General features: G+C 47.8%; 14 protein-coding genes. 1 reads left to right on the forward strand and 13 read right to left on the reverse strand.

What is annotated here, in order from left to right:
* Positions 1 to 11: 11 nt before the first annotated feature.
* On the forward strand, positions 12 to 560 hold the full coding sequence (locus NSQ58_RS02620; protein WP_028540721.1) for a GNAT family N-acetyltransferase: 549 nt from the start codon (positions 12 to 14) through the stop codon (positions 558 to 560).
* Positions 561 to 657: 97 nt separating this feature from the next.
* Here the strand turns inward: NSQ58_RS02620 and NSQ58_RS02625 are convergent, their stop codons facing one another.
* The 13 genes from NSQ58_RS02625 to NSQ58_RS02685 form a co-directional block, all read right to left on the reverse strand.
* Positions 658 to 1,152 (reverse strand): GNAT family N-acetyltransferase, encoded by a 495-nt coding sequence (locus NSQ58_RS02625; protein ID WP_039271600.1) that lies wholly within the window; start codon positions 1,150 to 1,152, stop codon positions 658 to 660.
* 104 nt (positions 1,153 to 1,256) lie between these two features.
* The gene (locus NSQ58_RS02630; RefSeq protein ID WP_341056843.1) at positions 1,257 to 2,507 is read right to left on the reverse strand and encodes an MFS transporter; all 1,251 of its coding nucleotides are present in this window, start codon (positions 2,505 to 2,507) and stop codon (positions 1,257 to 1,259) included.
* A gap of 46 nt (positions 2,508 to 2,553) precedes the next feature.
* Entirely contained in the window at positions 2,554 to 4,686 is a 2,133-nt protein-coding gene (locus NSQ58_RS02635) for a molybdopterin-containing oxidoreductase family protein (protein ID WP_341056844.1), read from the reverse strand.
* Positions 4,687 to 5,059: 373 nt separating this feature from the next.
* A complete protein-coding gene (locus NSQ58_RS02640; protein WP_023990747.1) occupies positions 5,060 to 5,893 on the reverse strand; it encodes a formate/nitrite transporter family protein in 834 nt (277 codons plus the stop codon).
* 388 nt (positions 5,894 to 6,281) lie between these two features.
* Complete coding sequence (locus tag NSQ58_RS02645; RefSeq protein WP_013312369.1) at positions 6,282 to 7,643, reverse strand: FAD-dependent oxidoreductase; 1,362 nt, start codon at positions 7,641 to 7,643, stop codon at positions 6,282 to 6,284.
* Positions 7,644 to 8,034: 391 nt separating this feature from the next.
* Positions 8,035 to 8,511, reverse strand: coding sequence for a glutathione peroxidase (locus NSQ58_RS02650; RefSeq protein ID WP_341056846.1), 477 nt, complete (start codon positions 8,509 to 8,511; stop codon positions 8,035 to 8,037).
* A gap of 87 nt (positions 8,512 to 8,598) precedes the next feature.
* Positions 8,599 to 9,402, reverse strand: a complete 804-nt coding sequence (locus NSQ58_RS02655; protein ID WP_075154865.1) for a (2Fe-2S)-binding protein — start codon at positions 9,400 to 9,402, stop codon at positions 8,599 to 8,601.
* Between the two features lie 12 nt (positions 9,403 to 9,414).
* Positions 9,415 to 10,308 (reverse strand): ABC transporter ATP-binding protein, encoded by an 894-nt coding sequence (locus NSQ58_RS02660; RefSeq protein ID WP_023990751.1) that lies wholly within the window; start codon positions 10,306 to 10,308, stop codon positions 9,415 to 9,417.
* Between the two features lie 237 nt (positions 10,309 to 10,545).
* Positions 10,546 to 11,559 (reverse strand): LLM class flavin-dependent oxidoreductase, encoded by a 1,014-nt coding sequence (locus tag NSQ58_RS02665; RefSeq protein ID WP_028540726.1) that lies wholly within the window; start codon positions 11,557 to 11,559, stop codon positions 10,546 to 10,548.
* 104 nt (positions 11,560 to 11,663) lie between these two features.
* Positions 11,664 to 12,827 (reverse strand): AI-2E family transporter, encoded by a 1,164-nt coding sequence (locus tag NSQ58_RS02670; RefSeq protein WP_023990752.1) that lies wholly within the window; start codon positions 12,825 to 12,827, stop codon positions 11,664 to 11,666.
* Between the two features lie 150 nt (positions 12,828 to 12,977).
* Entirely contained in the window at positions 12,978 to 13,991 is a 1,014-nt protein-coding gene (locus NSQ58_RS02675; protein ID WP_013312376.1) for an LCP family protein, read from the reverse strand.
* 91 nt (positions 13,992 to 14,082) lie between these two features.
* Positions 14,083 to 14,985 carry a cation diffusion facilitator family transporter gene (locus tag NSQ58_RS02680; RefSeq protein WP_023990753.1) on the reverse strand — a complete coding sequence of 301 codons (903 nt, stop codon included), beginning with the start codon at positions 14,983 to 14,985 and terminating at the stop codon, positions 14,083 to 14,085.
* 209 nt (positions 14,986 to 15,194) lie between these two features.
* On the reverse strand, positions 15,195 to 16,871 hold the full coding sequence (locus tag NSQ58_RS02685; protein WP_341056847.1) for a DEAD/DEAH box helicase: 1,677 nt from the start codon (positions 16,869 to 16,871) through the stop codon (positions 15,195 to 15,197).
* Between the last annotated feature and the right edge of the window lie 68 nt (positions 16,872 to 16,939).

Raw genomic sequence — 16,939 nt, forward strand, 5'->3', positions numbered from 1 at the left:
GGGGATCAATCATGTTTACATATGCGTTGGACGAACGCACAGTCCTTCGGCCGCTCACCAAGGAGCATGTGCAGCCTCTGTTTGAGCTGATCGAAATGTCCCGTGACCGCCTGCGTCAATGGCTTCCATGGGTAGACTCTACCACGGAAATCAGCCACACAGAGCAGTTCGTGCAGGGCGCCTTGAAACAAGCCGCAGAGAACGGTAGTCTGACCGCCGGAATTTGGATAGACAACGAGCTTGCTGGCATCATTAGCTACCATGAGATCAATTGGACTCACCGCTCCGTTAGCATCGGATACTGGCTTGGACACGGGTACGAAGGACAAGGTCTTATGACCAGCGCCTGCCGCGTATTCGTTGAATATGCTTTGATGGAGCTGGACTTGCATCGGGTCGAAATCCGTTGCGCAACTACGAACCGCCGCAGCCGCGGTATTCCAGAACGTTTGGGCTTTGTGCTCGAAGGCATTGTACGCGAAGCGGAATTGCTGCCCGACGGCTACATGAACCACGCAGTGTATGGTATGCTCCAAAATGAATGGAAGCAACTTCGGTAATATTGATGTACAACAACGCCGCAGACCTGATCAGGTCTGCGGCGTTGTTTGTTTAGGCCGGGCATAAAACCGAATATTACTGTCTGTAGCCTCCCGCCTATTTTAAGAAATAGGCCATTAACACATCATCCACGAATTGGCCTGCTATGTAAAACTCCTCATGCAAACGTCCTTCAATCGCAAAACCACTTTTTTCATAAAACATAAGGGCTTCCGTGTTGCATGAGAGTACACGCAAACTCAACTTGCGTATGCCCTCGGCAGCTGCAATGTCCTTCATGGAGTTCATGAGCGCCGTCCCAATACCTTTGCGATGATAGGCTGGATGTACAGCTATATTTATTTCCAATACATGACAATTACTAGCCAACAGCGTTGGAGGACGAAATCCAATATACCCGCAGAGTACTTCCTGTTCGATGGCGACCAGTTGGGAGCCCGGAGGCGTATTGCGCAAAAACTCTCCGCGAGACTTCCAGGACAGCGAAGCGGGAGCCGTACGTTCATTCCATACCAATTCATCCAGCGCAATCAGATCAGGAGCATCCTTCATCTCCGAATGACGTATCGTCAAGGGTTGACTTGTAAACAATTCCTTTCAATCCTTCCTGTGAAGGCTTTCCTGAAGCAATAACTGCAATCATTCGTCACTTATTGTACCATAATTACAGCATATTACTGCACTTTTATTAGGACTTAAGAACTGGGAGTATCTACCTTGGGTGTCGTAGTATCCAAAGTATCCGAATGATGCCGGAAACGGTTCAACCAGCTATGCAGGACGAAAAACAGGATCGACAACACCGCTACGCCTGATGCCAGCCAAAGTGTAGGCGGTAACCCACCGCCATCATACAACTTCCCCATAATATAAGGCCCCATTACCCGTCCGGCTGCGCCAATCCCCCCCACAAGCCCAATGTAAAAGGGTGTACCCCGACCTCCATGATCAGACAGGAATGCTGGAACCGCAGGTGCAATCAGCATTTCTCCCAGGGTCGCCAGAACCATAGCGAATATCATTCCAGTATAGTTCTGTGTGCCCAGCATGACAATATAAGCCGCCAAATAAAATCCTCCGGCCCATGTCATTTGCGCTGAAGCGTGATGAGCGTACAGTCGTTTTATCCAAAAAATAATGGGTTGTGCGGCAAAAATAAGGATACCATTCAGCGTCCATAGTAACCCATACATCGTTTTAGGCAAGCCCTGCTCAATAATATGGGGAGACACTCCTGTATTCCAGATCGAATTGCCGAACCATAAAAAAAGCGAGCCTACCCCCACAAAGAGATACAATCTGGTATCACGAAACAGCAAACGAGCTGGTATTTCCTCTCTTTTCTTCACGGACTTGCTAAGCTGTACTTCTCCCTCTTCCCGATCTACCCTGCTTAGATAAGACCAGAAGAACCCGGCAAATACCGCAGAAGTCACCCCGTTCATCACAAAGCTGAGCTGATAGGAAAGGTCAGCCAGAACGCCACTCAATCCCGTACCCACTGCAACCCCAATATTGTTAGCGACATAAATAATATTAAACAGCTCTCCACGACGGTCAGCGAAACGAAAACCTACAAAGGCCTGAATCGCAGGCACAGATACGACATTAAAAAAGCCGATAAAGCCCATCATGATGACAAACGCTACCCAATGACCACTGGTAAATGGAAGCGTGAGAAGTCCCAGCGCGTTCATCGCCAGTGAGCCAACAATCAATTTTTTGGCTCCAATACGATGATAGAGGGCTCCGCCCAGCACTTGACCAAAAATTCCGCCCAGAGACTGCACTAAAATCGCAATCCCTGCATCTCCCATACTACGGTTCAGTTCGTCAAACACATACATGCTGACCAACGGCCACATCAATGAACTTCCAGCGGAATTAATCAGGCTAGCAATGAGAAACACTTTCACTTCTTTCGGATAAGACTCCAACCATTTCATATCTTTTGTTTCTCCTTTTGCATCTGACGCCATAAATGGCATTATCTCATTGGCGCTTCACATTCACCACCGTTGAGAAGAAAGTAGCCCCCTGTCCCATATCCGACAGCCGATCAGAGGTTAACACATTGGCACGCTGTCTGCGTCCTTTGCCTTCCCACCATAATCCCTGGCTAATCACTGTACCGGGCAGCATCAGATCGGTGACTTTGGCTTTCAGGTCATACGTCCCCCGATCATTCCATACGGTAACCGGTTCCCCATCCGCGATGCCTCTTGTCTGAGCATCCTCCGGGTGAATTTGTAGCAAGGGCTCCCGCTCTAGCCGCTGATGCTTGGGCAAGTTAGCGAAAGTAGAATTCAGAAAATTATGGTTTGGCGGTGAAATAAACATTAATGGAAACCGCTCGTCCGCTTGCGGTCGATGCTCTCCATCATACCCTTCAATGAGCGGCACATATGAAGGCATCGCGGGCAGACCTGCTTGTTTCATTTTTTTCGAATACAACTCAATCTTGCCTGAAGGCGTGGTTAGACGATCCAAATAAGTAGCCTTTGGCGACATATCGAGCTTTACAAAAGGTGACTCTTTTAAGGCTTCCAAGGTTACACCGTTGAGATAAGGGTTCGTTGGATTATCAAGCGCGCCTGCGATCATGTCCGCTTCACTTTCCGTAAAGGCAGCTTCGTCAAAGCCCATAGCCCGTCCGAGCAGGCTAAACAGCTCATAATTGCTTTTGCTTTCCCCGAGTGGAGCAATGACGGGTTCCTGCATCTGGACATAGTGATGCCAGTAGGATTTATATAGGTCCGTACCCTCAAAGGAAGACGCTGCAGGCAGCACAATATCGGCATAACGGGCCGTATCCGTAAGAAACAGGTCATGTACGACTGTGAACAAATCCTCTCGTTCAAATCCTTCAGTCACCCGTTCCGAATCGGGAGCTACAACTACCGGGTTACTGCAGTATACAAATAACGCCTTAATCGGCTGTTCCTTCTGTAGCAGCGCTTCTCCGATCCGGTTCATGTTGATCACCCGGGCATCCGGGTTCTGTCGCAGATCAGGACGCGCCAGATTGGCGCCGTTAAATTTGCCATAAGCGCCATTAGAGCGTGACGCTCCCCCGCCGTGCTTTAGCCATTGTCCAGTGAGCGCAGGCAAGCATGTAACCGCACGTACGTTCATACCGCCATTATCATGATGCTGAAGCCCATTACCTATATTGATATACGCTGCTCGCGCAGTTCCGTACATTTCCGCTAAACGGATAATATCTGCTTCCGGCACGCCGGTAATCCGCGAAACTCGCTCTGGTGTATACGTCTTAACATGCTCGCGCAGTTCCTCATGGCCTACCGTGTAGCGATGTAAAAATTCGTCGTCCGTCAGTCCCTGAGCGAACAGCACATTCATAACACCCAGCGCGAGCGCCGTATCCGTCCCCGGATATAACGGAATGAACCAATCCGCCCATTGCGCCGTCCGGTTGCGATGAACGTCAATAACGACCACCTTAGCACCCTTTTTACGTGCCTTCTCAGCCAAAACGACCTGATGCATGTTGGTGCTAATGACATTTCCACCCCACACAATAATGAGGTCTGCATCCTCCGTGTCCTCCGGGCTGGTGCCGCCCTTAAAGCCCATAACGGATGCCCAGCCTTCATTCCCAGCCACGCTGCAAATCGTCTGATCCAGTTGGCTTGAACCCAGCGCATTAAAAAATCGGCGATCCATTCCATCCACACTCAATACGCCCATATTGCCATAAAAGCTGTAGGGGAGAATAGATTCCGATCCGTCCGTACGTATCAGCTCCTTGAACCGACCTGTAATGGTATCGACCGCTTCCTCCCAGCTAATTCGTTCAAACTTCCCTTCTCCTTTGGGGCCTATACGTTTCAACGGATAGAGCACCCGATCAGGATCATATACCCGCTCCGTCATATTGCGAACTTTGTTACAAATAGCGCCTTTGGTAATAGGATGATCCGGGTTCCCAGTGACCTTGACTATCTTTCCATTTTCCTTGTGAAGCAGGAGCCCACACGTATCCGGGCAATCTAACGGGCATACAGCCGGAAAAATACCGTCCTGCTGCTCCGTCATCCGCTGTCCCCTTTGTAAGTCTTGTTGAAGCGTGGCCTCAGGAGGCGCGCTATTGCGATGATCCATAGTGTTGATGCTCCTTTCCGTTACCGTTTCCAAAAATTACACTGCTCTTATCATATCCACAGCTTTGGCCTATGGCAAGAGAAGGATTTTCCCACACAGCCGCTCTCCAAAATATTAAAAAAATCCGTCTGCTGCATAGAGCAAAACGGATTTTTTTAAGAATCATAATTTTTTTCGACATCCTGTTTCATCATATCTTACCGAGGGTAAAAGAGATCAAGGCATTATGGGACGAGAGCACACTCATCCTCCATGCCAAATCATGGACCACTCCCAAAAAAATCCGCCATGACAGGTTTCGTTCCCCCGGGCCTGTCATGGCGGATTTGCTTTGTTTATTGCTGTTTAAAGTGCCTTAATTAAGCAGGGTCACTCAACGGATTTGATGTGCAACCGAAGAAGTGGTTGGAGATTCATTCACTGGATGTGCGTTGGCTTGAGGCTTTTTCAAATAGGCCAACCAGTAGGCTCCAGCCACAAACAGGCTACCTCCTACCAAATTCCCCAGCCAGACCGGAATGAAGTTCATAACATAATCTGCCCATGAAAAGTGGCCTGCAAAGATAGCCGCCGGAATGAGAAACATATTGGCAACAACGTGCTGAAATCCAATAGCGACAAAGGCCATGGTCGGGAACCAAATCCCCATAATTTTGCCGCCAATTGAGTCTGTGCTATAAGCCAGCCATACAGCCAGTGCTACGAGCCAGTTACATCCTATACCCGATATAAAAGACTGCAAAAAGCTTTCATGTAGCTTATGTCCTGCCATATCCACCACTTTGTCCAGGTAAGGGCCCGTTTCTGTCAAACCCAGCACATGGCCAAAGAAAAATGCAACGAATAACGCACCCGCAAAATTACTGAGCGTAATAATCGCCAAATTACGAAGCATGGCCCCTGTCTTAATCCGTCCTGCCCATCTCGCCAAAGGGACCGCCATCATATTGCCGGTCAGCAATTCTCCGCCGGCGATCAAAACTAATACCAGACCTACAGGGAACACCGCAGCTCCAATAAAGGTGGCAATGCTTCCCCATTCTTTAGGCGCACTTGCAATAACACGTATATCCAGCAAAAACCCGAGTGCAATAAATGCACCTGCCAAAAATCCCAGTACCACCGCCACAGTCCACGGGTTGTTCGCCTTGGCCACTCCTGTTTCCACCGTCTTTTCGGCAATTTGCCCCGGTTTATAGCTCGCCATATGTCCCCGCTCCTTTAATATCTTTTCACTAAAATGTTCTTCTTTCATATTTTATTTAAAATCAGTGATTATGTTTGTGAAAAAAATCACTTTATCGAACATTAAAAAAACAGCCCTTGGAAAAAGGACTGTCTTTTCTGTATTATTACATCTACTGCGCTACTACGCGCTTTGCATTTAGTTGTATTCTTCCTTTTCAACTGCTCTCAAGAACCAAATAACTCCACCGAGGCCTACCAGCGCTACGACTACAAGAAAAAGGATATAAAACAAATCCATAATCTACTTACCCCCTAATCCTTATGCTACTCTATATTGTACTATAAGGATTCGTCCATACGTCTCAGATTGTTGACAAACTTATGAACAATGTCACAGACAAACCGAATTATACAGTAACTGGGTTCCGTTCGGATATTGTAGGCAATGCTTGTAAACCTGCTGCGTTCAGGAAATTCCAAGGCTTGTTATAATGCGGCTGGAAGAAGAAATCGACAAAGGCCAACTGGTCAATAGTCATATGATTTTGAATGGCTACGGATAGCGTGTTAATGGATTGCGTCAAATCCACCTTCGACATAATTTGTGCCCCCAAAATTCTCCGTGTCTCCTGCTCATATACCACTTTCAGTAATACCTTTTCGGAGGTTGGCATAAATTCAGGCCGGTAGCTGTCCTCAATGGTTACAGCTTCTACAGTCATGCCTTCGTCCGTTGCCGCCGCTTCCGTCATGCCTGTTCCTGCAATATTGTCTTCGTAAATTTTGATACCCGAAGTTCCTTGGGTTCCCATGTAGGCAATGGTTGGTTGTACCAGATTACGTGCTACCAGCGTACCCATACGAACTGCGTTGGTTGCCAAAGGGATATAAGCCGTTTTGCCTGTCGGATTATAGCGGATTGCACAACTGTCACCTGCTGCAAACACATCCGGGCAGCTACTTTGCATATAGTTATCCACAATGATCGCACCGTTAGGCAACATATCTACCTGACCTTTGAGCAGATCCGTTTGAGGTCGGAAACCGATGCAGAGAATAACAAGCTCTGTTTCATATTCTCCTTTAGAGGTCACGACTTTACTTACCTTACCGTTCGTACCCTCAAAACGACTCACCGTCTCGCCAAGTACCAGCTTAATGCCATGCTCCTTCAGGGAACTTTCAATCCGGTCTGTATACTCATGGTCCAAATACTTATTCAATATACGATCAGCACTGTCGATCAGTGTTACATTTTTACCGTTCATTTGGAACGCTTCTACCAGTTCAACACCAATGTATCCTGCTCCGACGACTGTAATGTTCTGTACGTGCTGGGCTTTCTCAATGATATCATTCGAATGATTATAGTTTTTACAGAGCAAAATATGATCAAGTTCAATGCCTTCCAGCTTCGGAATAATGGGCCATGATCCTGTAGTCACAATTAATTTATCAAATGTGTCTGTAAATTCTTCACCTGTTTGGAGATTACGTGCATGCAGCGTCTTGCCTGCCGTATCCACACTCGTTACCTCATGAAGCATCTTGGTCTCTACACCCAAGTCAGCCAGTTGATCTGGAGACGAATAAAACAGTCCGTGCGGATCTTTGACGACACCACCTACGTACAGAGCAATACCACAAGATAAGAATGAAATATTATCATTACGCTCATAAACGGTAATTTCGGCATCTGGATAACATTTAGCTGTGTTGACGATAGCTGCCGTGCCTGCGTGTGTACATCCGATAACTGCTACTTTCATGTTAAATTCCTCCTTGGTGTGTGGGCATAAAATGTATAATAATTGTGAATAGTTTCACGTAAACAGCTCGCTAGCGTTTGTGATTTATTTCACTTCATGCGCTTATTATAGTGTGATATTTTTCACATTACAATAGCTTTTTAAGATATTCACAATTTGTCCACATTTAAAAAAGAAAGGATATACGAGTTCAGTCGTTTGCTGAAATGTTTCTTTGCTCCATCCAGTTTTCCCTGTAAGCCTCCTGATTATGCCCTTGGAATCGACCTTCACATGATGCAACACACCTTAGACAAATGCATATGTAGAGAACAAAAAAGGTCCGTTTCCCGGAGACATTCCGGAAATCAGACCCTTTTTAAACATATACGTTGGAATTAAAGCGAAGCTACTATAGCAATTGCTCAATAGCTGCTTTCATCGCTTCTGGTGACTCCTTCGGTTCAAAACGACCCACAGGTACACCTTCACGATTCACAATGAATTTCGTGAAATTCCACTGAATTGTCCCATCTTCCTGTTCTCCAGGTTGTTGCTTTTTTAAATATTCAAACAGAGGCGCTGTATCCGGTCCGTTGACGTCCACTTTGGCGAATATCGGGAAACTAACCCCATAATTCAATTGGCAAAATTCAGCCGCTTCCTCGCTGCTGCCCGGCTCCTGACCGCCAAATTGGTTGCAAGGAAATCCTAATATAACTAATCCCCGATCCTTATATTCGTCATAAAGCTTTTGCAAATCCCCATATTGCGGGGTAAGTCCACATTTACTGGCGGTATTCGCAATAACCAGAACCTTACCGATGTAAGTATCCAGAGAAACCTCCTGATTCGCTGGTGTTACGGCATTATGTGAATAGACAGACATACAGCATCCTCCTTCGTGTCGCTTGGTTTAGGTTACATAACCTATTTTAACCAAAACGTGACGGACATGCCAACATCCACAGTGACTTTACCGTGATGCCATCACTTCGAGTCTGCGTTCTTCGCGTTCGGAAGCGGACATTTTTGGGCAAGCATAACAATACCGCTGGCCTCCACCTGTCTTGTAATATTGGCAACAGGACGGTTTCATGTAGGTATTTTCACCGGGGCGGTAAGGATTGTCTAATTCAATGAGACGAACCGTAAACGGATTTCTTTTACGCCCGAATACCTCTCCCTCCAGCTCACGTGTCACATACATATAATCTTGTTCAAAGCGCTCCACATCCTGAGGATCAGTCAACGATGGCTGTACTCTATCCTTAAAATACAGCAATGTCAACGGAAACTGTCCCCACATTTGCCCAATAGATGCGCTCCCCACTGCAGCTATTGCCTCCAATATGGGCCGCATCTGCAAACTGTAAAAGTCACGTAACGCTTGCTGAGCCTGTCCGGAAGAATGGTCATCCCCATTGTTCCGCGTATTGTCCAGCTCTGTTAGGTCGATGACCTGGAGGCTAATAGAGGGATATTGACCTTCATAACAAATATGAAATCTGAGATTAGAAACGGACAGATCCAAACGGCGTTCACACAGTGACACCATAAAATGCTGTGCAAACACGAGACCACGCAACTGGTTCACAAAATAAACGGCTGCTGTTAAATCGTCTTCAGCACGCAGAAGATCGCCGTAATACTCCATCACAGAGCGGATTTTCTCTGGTTCAAGCCATTCGGCCACTGGGCCGGAATATACTGCATCCTCCGGCGTGACTCTCACTATTTTCGCTAATTGCTCAAGCTGATTGTAATCCAGTGGTCTCATGGTATGTCCCCTTTAACCTCTTGCCGCTACTTGTGGTCTGGCATCACGTCGCTCGGCAACAGAACCCACGGGTTGCTTCTCTTCCACATTCATTTCCTTTACTGCTTGGCTTACCGCTGGCTGTCCAGCCAAAGCATATGGAAGACAGAGCGGTACACCCGTACGAGGATCTGTTACAATATCCGCCTCAATCCCGAACACCTCGCGCAGCACATCAGGAGACATAACCTCAGTTGGAGTTCCTACCGCCTCGGCCTTCCCTTTTTTGATCGCAATCATATGCTGAGCATACCGGGCCGCATGGTTCAAATCATGTACGACCATAACAATGGTGCGCTCCGCCGAAGTATTCAGATACTCTAGCAAATGCAGCACTTCCAGTTGATGCGCCATATCTAAAAATGTCGTCGGCTCATCCAGAAACAAAATATCCGTATCCTGCGCAAGCGCCATAGCAATCCAAGCACGCTGACGCTGACCGCCAGAAAGCTGATCAATCGGACGATCGTGGAACTCGCTCATTCCCGTTACTTGAATGGCCCACTCTACCATTTTGCGATCTTCCGCTTTCATGGAGCCAAAGCCTTTTTGATAGGGAAAACGTCCGTAAGATACCAGTTCCGTCACGGTTAATCCTTCCGGTGCAGTCGGATTTTGTGGCAAAATAGCCAGCTGTTTAGCTACTTCCCGGGTGGATTGCTTATGAATGGATTTACCGTCAAGCAGAACACTGCCGCCCTTAGGATTCATGATGCGAGCCATCGTCTTCAGAATGGTGGACTTGCCAGAACCATTTGCGCCCACCAAGGCTGTGATTTTCCCTTGCGGTATTTCTACGTTCAGATCTTCTACAATCAATCGATCTTCATAAGCAATATCCAGATTTGCCGTTTTCAGACGAAACATTTGGAATCATCCCTTTCCCTTATCCAATATATATAGTCACGGGCTTAACGCACGACTTTCATCAAAACTTCATTCTATCTTTATATAATAAAGATATTGATAATCATTATCAAGTGTTAACTGGTTTATTTCCTATATCATACAGTGCATATCATCCAATATTCCCTCAAAAAATTCAAAAAAAGATCACAGCTCCTCGAAGCTGTGATCTTTTAAATCCGGCGAATCGCATTATGACTATACAGAAGACAGTCCAAATGCTTCAGCCATGAGACGTATAGATTTCATTTTGGCATCAAAGTCGTGAATAATGCTCGCAACCATGATCTCCTGTGCATTATAGTCCTTACTTAATTGCTCAATCTGACGCTTCACCTGTTCGGGCGAACCGACCACCATACGTTTGCGATTCTCACGAATACGCATCCGGTCAAACGGCGTATACGGATACGCCAGTGCCTTTTCGACGGAAGGTGTTCCAGCGGAGCGCATTCCCTGCTCTAATAGTACAAGAGACAAGTCCATACTGGAAGCCAACCGATTCGCCTCCTCTTCGGTGTCCGCACAGATCGCAAATACGGCAACAAGCGAACGCGGTTGGTCACTATGCTGGGAAGGCTGGAAGCTTTCCTGGTATTCCTTCATAGCCCCTGTGCCGCCTTCACCGTTAATGAACTGCGCAAACGCAAAGCCCACGCCACGCTCGGCTGCCAGACCTGCGCTATCACCGCTGGAGCCGAGCAACCACATTTCCGGTACAGTTTCTATGAGCGGCATCGCCTGTAGCGAACCGAAACGGTGATCATTGCCTGTGCTGTCATGTAAATAAGCTAACAGGTCATCCAACTGCTCAGGGTATAGATCTACGCCACCTCGCATTTTGCCTTCTTGCAGTGCTCTGGTAGCAATGGGCATTCCTCCAGGCGCTCGTCCCAGACCCAGATCAATGCGTCCCGGATACAACCCCTCCAGCACACGAAAGTTTTCCGCTACTTTATAAGCGCTGTAATGAGGCAGCATCACACCACCCGACCCCACTCGAATGGTTGAAGTCCGGGCGGCCAGATGTGAAATCAGTACCTCCGGACTGGACCCTGCAAGATTTGCGGCAGAATGATGCTCTGATACCCAAAAGCGATGATAACCCAAGCGTTCCGCCTCTATAGCAAGCTCAGCGGTCTTTTGTAATGCCTGCGCATGCGTCATGCCTTCCGATACCGGAGATTGGTCAAGAATGCTGAGTTTTATCATAAAAGTCTGACCTTTCTATTTTGGAATAAGGATAGGCATTAATTATAGCACGCGTAGCCACAGTTACCCAAGAGGGGGCCATATCAATTTTATAGTGGAAAATTTTATTTCTCGTAAAGACTTGCGTTCTCTTTATCCGCCTCATAGAGATGCGAACGCTTTTTAAAGAAACTGTACAGATGTGTAACGATTACTTTCAAGACAGCATATCCCGGAACCGCCAGTACAATTCCCACCACACCAAACAAATTGCCTGCGGTCAGAATAACGAAGATAATCGTGATCGGATGTACTCGAAGAGATTTGCCCATAATTTGTGGAGAAATAAATTTACCCTCAATGAGCTGTACGACTGTCCATACGATAACCATCTTGAGCAGCATAATCGGTGAGGTGACCAAGGCTACAATTAACGCAGGTGTAATGGCAATGACGGGACCTAAGTAGGGGACAACGCTCGTAAAGGACGCAATGACTGCAAGCGTCAGAGAGTAGTCTAATCCAATGATTAGATAACCAATATACAACAGCGCCCCAATACAGAAGCTGACAATAATCTGCCCACGAATATAGGAACTGACCTGATGGTTCATTTCAGTCATAATGCGATCTGTTTCTTTACGAAACATAGGCGGGAGCATTTTCAGGATAAACTGTGGCAGCTTGTGTCCATCTTTTAGCAAGTAGAACAAAATAAATGGAACCGTGGCAATCGCAAGTACCGTTTCTGTAACCACGCCCAAGAAGCTGCCCACGCCCGTCCATGCATTATTAATAAAACTAGATAACTTTTCAGAAGCTTTGGAGGCCAGCTCAGATGGATTAATTTGAATGGTGTTCTGGAACTGGTTTACAAAATCGCTGCCGATCAGTTTCTCGAATTGTCGTTGTACTTGCTCGCTATAGGCAGGGAAATTCTGGATAAGCCCCTGTATTTGATCGCGGATTACAGGTACCACCGATGTAACCACAATCGCAATAACCCCTATAATGAGCAAAAACAGTACAATAATGGAGTATATTCGTTTCACCTTATTGCGCTCCAGTACATCAACCAACGGATTGAACAGATAGTACAAGACGCCGGATAAAATGACAGGGAGAATTATCGTTTTCAGCAGCACCATGACAGGTGTGAATATGTATGAAATTTTGGTAAGCACCAAGATATTCAAGCCGATCAGCAGCAGTACCAGCAGGAATAACACAAACTTGTTGTTCAGAAAAAACTTCTTGAATCGGTCTTTCCATGCCGGAGTTATTTCCACACCACATTCCCCTTCTCTTTACACAATTGAGTATACGTTCTTCATAGATACGATATATTTTTGGAACAAAATATACAAGGTTATACCCAAATAAACACAAAAGCAAACAAAGTTGTACGTCATCGTACGAACTTCGCTTGCTTTCGAGGGTTATGGAGTATCATTTATCGTGGTTGCAGCATCCACCGTCGTGGTCACAGGTTTGTTCTCCTGTTCAAAAAGATTCTGTATGAAGCGCTTGAGCTTTCTTTCGTCCACACCCAACACCTGCGCACCCTTAATGGTTTCCCCGCGTACCAATTCATTTGGTGGGATTTGCTGCTTCGCTACTGTTGTTGCATCGATATTAAAGCCCAATGAAGCCAATTGCAGCATTTCCGTAGTACTGAGATTCGTTTCAATATAAGGAGAAATGCTATTTAAAATACTTGGCAGTTTGATTAGAGATGAGGTTGACTGAATTTTACCGCCAAGCTCGGTAATGAATTTGCGTTGCCGCTCCGTACGCGTAAAATCGGAAGTCGCATCATGACGGAAGCGTACATATTGCAAGGCTGTTTTACCGTCCATGTGCTGCATTCCCTTTTTCAAATCAATATCAAACTGGTGTTTATCTGCCTTGGAGGTATAGTGCATATCTTTTTCGACATCCAGGTCAATACCACCCACAGAATCAACCAACGCAATAAAGCCATTAAAATCAGTATATACATAATATTGAATCGGTATCCCCAACAGGTCGCTCACGGTCTGTCTGGTTAAATCCGGTCCACCGTAGGAAAAAGCAGCATTCAATCGACTTTGCCCATGACCTGGGATATTGACGTACGTATCACGAAGAATCGACATAAGTGTAGCCTTTTTCGTAACCGGATCAATAGAAGCAACCATAACGGAGTCAGAACGCCCTGAATCCTCTCCACGGGAGTCGCCGCCTAGCAGCAGAATATTCACTCTTTCTGTCCCATCCCATTCTGGTGGGAGCGATACCTCTACAGGTTGTACATTGGTTTGAGTTTGTGCCTGCGGTTTGAATTTCGAATCCTGTCCGGAAGCAACCGAAATTTGGTTCGTAAAATGATATATAGAATACGTATAATATCCGCCCACTAAAAGAACAGCCGCAGTCACAGAAATGCCTAACCATTTTAAAAATTTTCGCATATTTTCGGGTAACCTCGCTTTTATTCATCATCGTTCGGCTTTTAAAAGCATACCCTCCCTGCAAGTTATCTGTCAATTCGCGTCGTCTGTTCTAGTGGTCGTCTGGATACCATGGATTCAAATGGACAAGCACCTCATAAACCCGCGGTTCCTGCTTCATGACAGCCCCCTTAATCAGTCGGATAATATCGTGTCCCTGCTGAATCGTCAAAGAGGCATCCACTGAAGCGCGGATATCCACGATAATATAATGGCCGTGCTCACGGGCACGGATACGGTCAATACGTTGAACCTCAGCTACACTCAGTGCGGCTGCGGCGTAGCTTTCAATTTCCTCCGTGGCAATCGCTTTTTCCATAAGCACATCTATGGATTCACGGCCCATTTCCCACGCTAATTTCAGAACTAGCAATGCCACTACGAATCCCGCAATAGGGTCACCGTAGGATAAGATTGAAATGCTCCAGTGCTCCCCAATCAGCCCCAAACCGATACCCAGTACAGCAGCCCCAGAGGCGTACACATCAGCGAGATGATCTTTTGCCGTTGCGATAAGACCCTGACTATTGGCCGCTCTCCCGATACGAATCGTGTAGATATACAACCACTGTTTCCAGAGCAAGGAAATAATGGCGGCCACCAATGCCAGTATATGCTCCTGTGGCATCGGTTCGAACAGTGCTGCAATCGAATGATAGCCGATAAATATGCCCGCTCCAAACAATATGACCGCCACCACGCTTGCACCGATCACTTCTGCTTTGCCGTGACCATAAGGATGATCCTCATCCGGCGGCTGGCTGGATATGCGCATCGCTCCCAGTGCCGTTGCAGAGGCAATCACGTCCCCGGCATTATGCACACCATCGGCCACCAGCACCTTGCTGTTGAACATAAGTCCTGTAATAATTTTAATGCCGGTTAATAGGATGTTGCTAATCAGGCTGATCCATGCTGAGACCATGGCGCGCTTGCCCATATCCTGTTCCTGCATGATGTATAACCCCTCCAAATTTATCTTTTGAAAGATGTATCCTGAACGCTGATCATTTATTTCAAGGTAGCTCCGCTACTCATGTCATCTTATGGTGCTGCTCCTTCAAGCGGTATGGGTGAAGATTACAATAGCCCCGGAAGATGAGCCTCCCCGGGGCTATTATGATAACCATAGTGGAGTATTCTATGAGAATACTCCTGTTTTATCTATCTGGACCGTCCGCGACGGCCGCCTTGTCCTTGACCACCACGCGGGCCGCCTTTGGCTTGTCCACCACGCTCGCTGCTTTGTCCTGCCGAGCGGCCTTGGCCTCCGCGTGCAGAACCACTGCTGCTGCGGTCATATCCGCCACGCTCGCTGCTTTGCCCTGCCGAGCGGCCTTGGCCTCCGCGTGCGGAACCGCCGCCGCTGCTGCGGTCATATCCGCCACGCTCGCTGCTTTGTCCTGCCGAGCGGCCTTGGCCTCCGCGTGCGGAACCGCCGCCGCTGCTGCGGTCATATCCGCCACGCTCGCTGCTTTGTCCTGCCGAGCGGCCTTGGCCTCCGCGTGCAGAACCACTGCTGCTGCGGTCATATCCGCCACGCTCGCTGCTGCCGCGGCTAGAACGACGTTCGCCGCCTGTGGCATCACGACGGCCCGCCTGTTCGCGGCCGCTGCCCCGGCGTCCGCCGCCGGAGTCGTTGCCGCCGTAGGAACGGCGGTCGTTTCTGCCCGAACGGCGTTCTCGACCCTGTCGATCAGCCGTATCGGAAGCAGGTCTACGCTGTCCGCCGCCCTCACTGCTGGTGAATGTGACACCAGCAACTTTCTGGATGTTCCGAAGCTCTGGAACATCTCTTGGCGTAGCGAGCGTCACTGCCACGCCTTTGCCTCCGGCACGGCCGGTACGCCCGATGCGGTGGATGTAGCTTTCGGCATCCTGTGGCATGTCATAGTTAAAGACATGCGTGACGCCTTCTACATCCAGGCCGCGCGCAGCTACATCAGTCGCTACGAGCAATTGGAGTTTCGCTTCCCGGAACGCCTTCATCACTTGCTCCCGCTTGTTCTGGGACAAATCTCCGTGAAGCTCACCGCTCTCAAAGCCCATCTCTTGCAGCTCTTCGTTCAGTTTGGCAGCCCGGCGCTTCGTACGGCAGAAAATAACAGCCAAGTACGGGCGATCCGTATTCAGCATATCCACCAATGCCTGTTGCTTACCACGGTCTGTTGTTTGCACAACGACCTGACGGATTTGGCTCACCGGAACGGAAGAAGCGGATTTCACTTTGACATCTACGGGTTCGTTCATATATACACGAGCCAGCTTGCGAATACCGGCTGGCATCGTAGCGGAAAACAGCATCGTCTGTCTCCGGTAAGGAACCTCCTGAAGAATCGTCTCCACATCGTTCAAAAAGCCCATGTGTAACATTTGGTCGGCTTCGTCCAGGACCAGCATTTTAATGCCACCCAGATCCAGCGTGCCACGTCTCAGGTGATCCAGCAGTCGCCCAGGTGTACCAATAATCAGTTGTGCGCCGCCTTTCAGTTTACGAAGCTGACGCTCTACGTCCTGTCCTCCATAAACAGCCAGTAATGACAAGCTTGGCTCTGTAGCGGCCAACGTGTTCGCTGCCTCTGTAATCTGGAGCGCCAGCTCACGCGTCGGTGCAATCACGAGCGCTTGTGGATGACGCTTGTCCAAATTCATTTTTTGCAAAATGGGTAGTAAGAACGCAATCGTCTTCCCGGTTCCCGTATGTGCCTCGGCGATAACATCCTGACCTTCCATCAACAGTGGAATCGACTCCTGCTGTACAGGAGTTGGGGATGAAATTCCCTGTTCTTTCAAGGCTTCTACCCAATGCTGCTCTACGCCTAATGCTGCAAAATTCTTCAAGTGGTATTCACTTCCCTTATCTGTATTCAATATGTGTCACGTAAAATAGGTTCATGTGCCATATGACA

It is taken from the genome of Paenibacillus sp. FSL M7-0134 (assembly GCF_038007865.1).
Lineage (GTDB): Bacteria > Bacillota > Bacilli > Paenibacillales > Paenibacillaceae > Paenibacillus > Paenibacillus polymyxa_B.

What these genes read in the sequence shown, in the direction of transcription:
- NSQ58_RS02620 (WP_028540721.1), top strand. Translation starts at nt 12, where the DNA reads ATGTTTACATATGCGTTGGACGAACGCACAGTCCTTCGGCCGCTCACC.
- NSQ58_RS02630 (WP_341056843.1), bottom strand. Translation starts at nt 2,507, where the DNA reads ATGAAATGGTTGGAGTCTTATCCGAAAGAAGTGAAAGTGTTTCTCATT.
- NSQ58_RS02635 (WP_341056844.1), bottom strand. Translation starts at nt 4,686, where the DNA reads ATGGATCATCGCAATAGCGCGCCTCCTGAGGCCACGCTTCAACAAGAC.
- NSQ58_RS02640 (WP_023990747.1), bottom strand. Translation starts at nt 5,893, where the DNA reads ATGGCGAGCTATAAACCGGGGCAAATTGCCGAAAAGACGGTGGAAACA.
- NSQ58_RS02645 (WP_013312369.1), bottom strand. Translation starts at nt 7,643, where the DNA reads ATGAAAGTAGCAGTTATCGGATGTACACACGCAGGCACGGCAGCTATC.
- NSQ58_RS02650 (WP_341056846.1), bottom strand. Translation starts at nt 8,511, where the DNA reads ATGTCTGTCTATTCACATAATGCCGTAACACCAGCGAATCAGGAGGTT.
- NSQ58_RS02655 (WP_075154865.1), bottom strand. Translation starts at nt 9,402, where the DNA reads ATGAGACCACTGGATTACAATCAGCTTGAGCAATTAGCGAAAATAGTG.
- NSQ58_RS02660 (WP_023990751.1), bottom strand. Translation starts at nt 10,308, where the DNA reads ATGTTTCGTCTGAAAACGGCAAATCTGGATATTGCTTATGAAGATCGA.
- NSQ58_RS02665 (WP_028540726.1), bottom strand. Translation starts at nt 11,559, where the DNA reads ATGATAAAACTCAGCATTCTTGACCAATCTCCGGTATCGGAAGGCATG.
- NSQ58_RS02675 (WP_013312376.1), bottom strand. Translation starts at nt 13,991, where the DNA reads ATGCGAAAATTTTTAAAATGGTTAGGCATTTCTGTGACTGCGGCTGTT.
- NSQ58_RS02680 (WP_023990753.1), bottom strand. Translation starts at nt 14,985, where the DNA reads ATGCAGGAACAGGATATGGGCAAGCGCGCCATGGTCTCAGCATGGATC.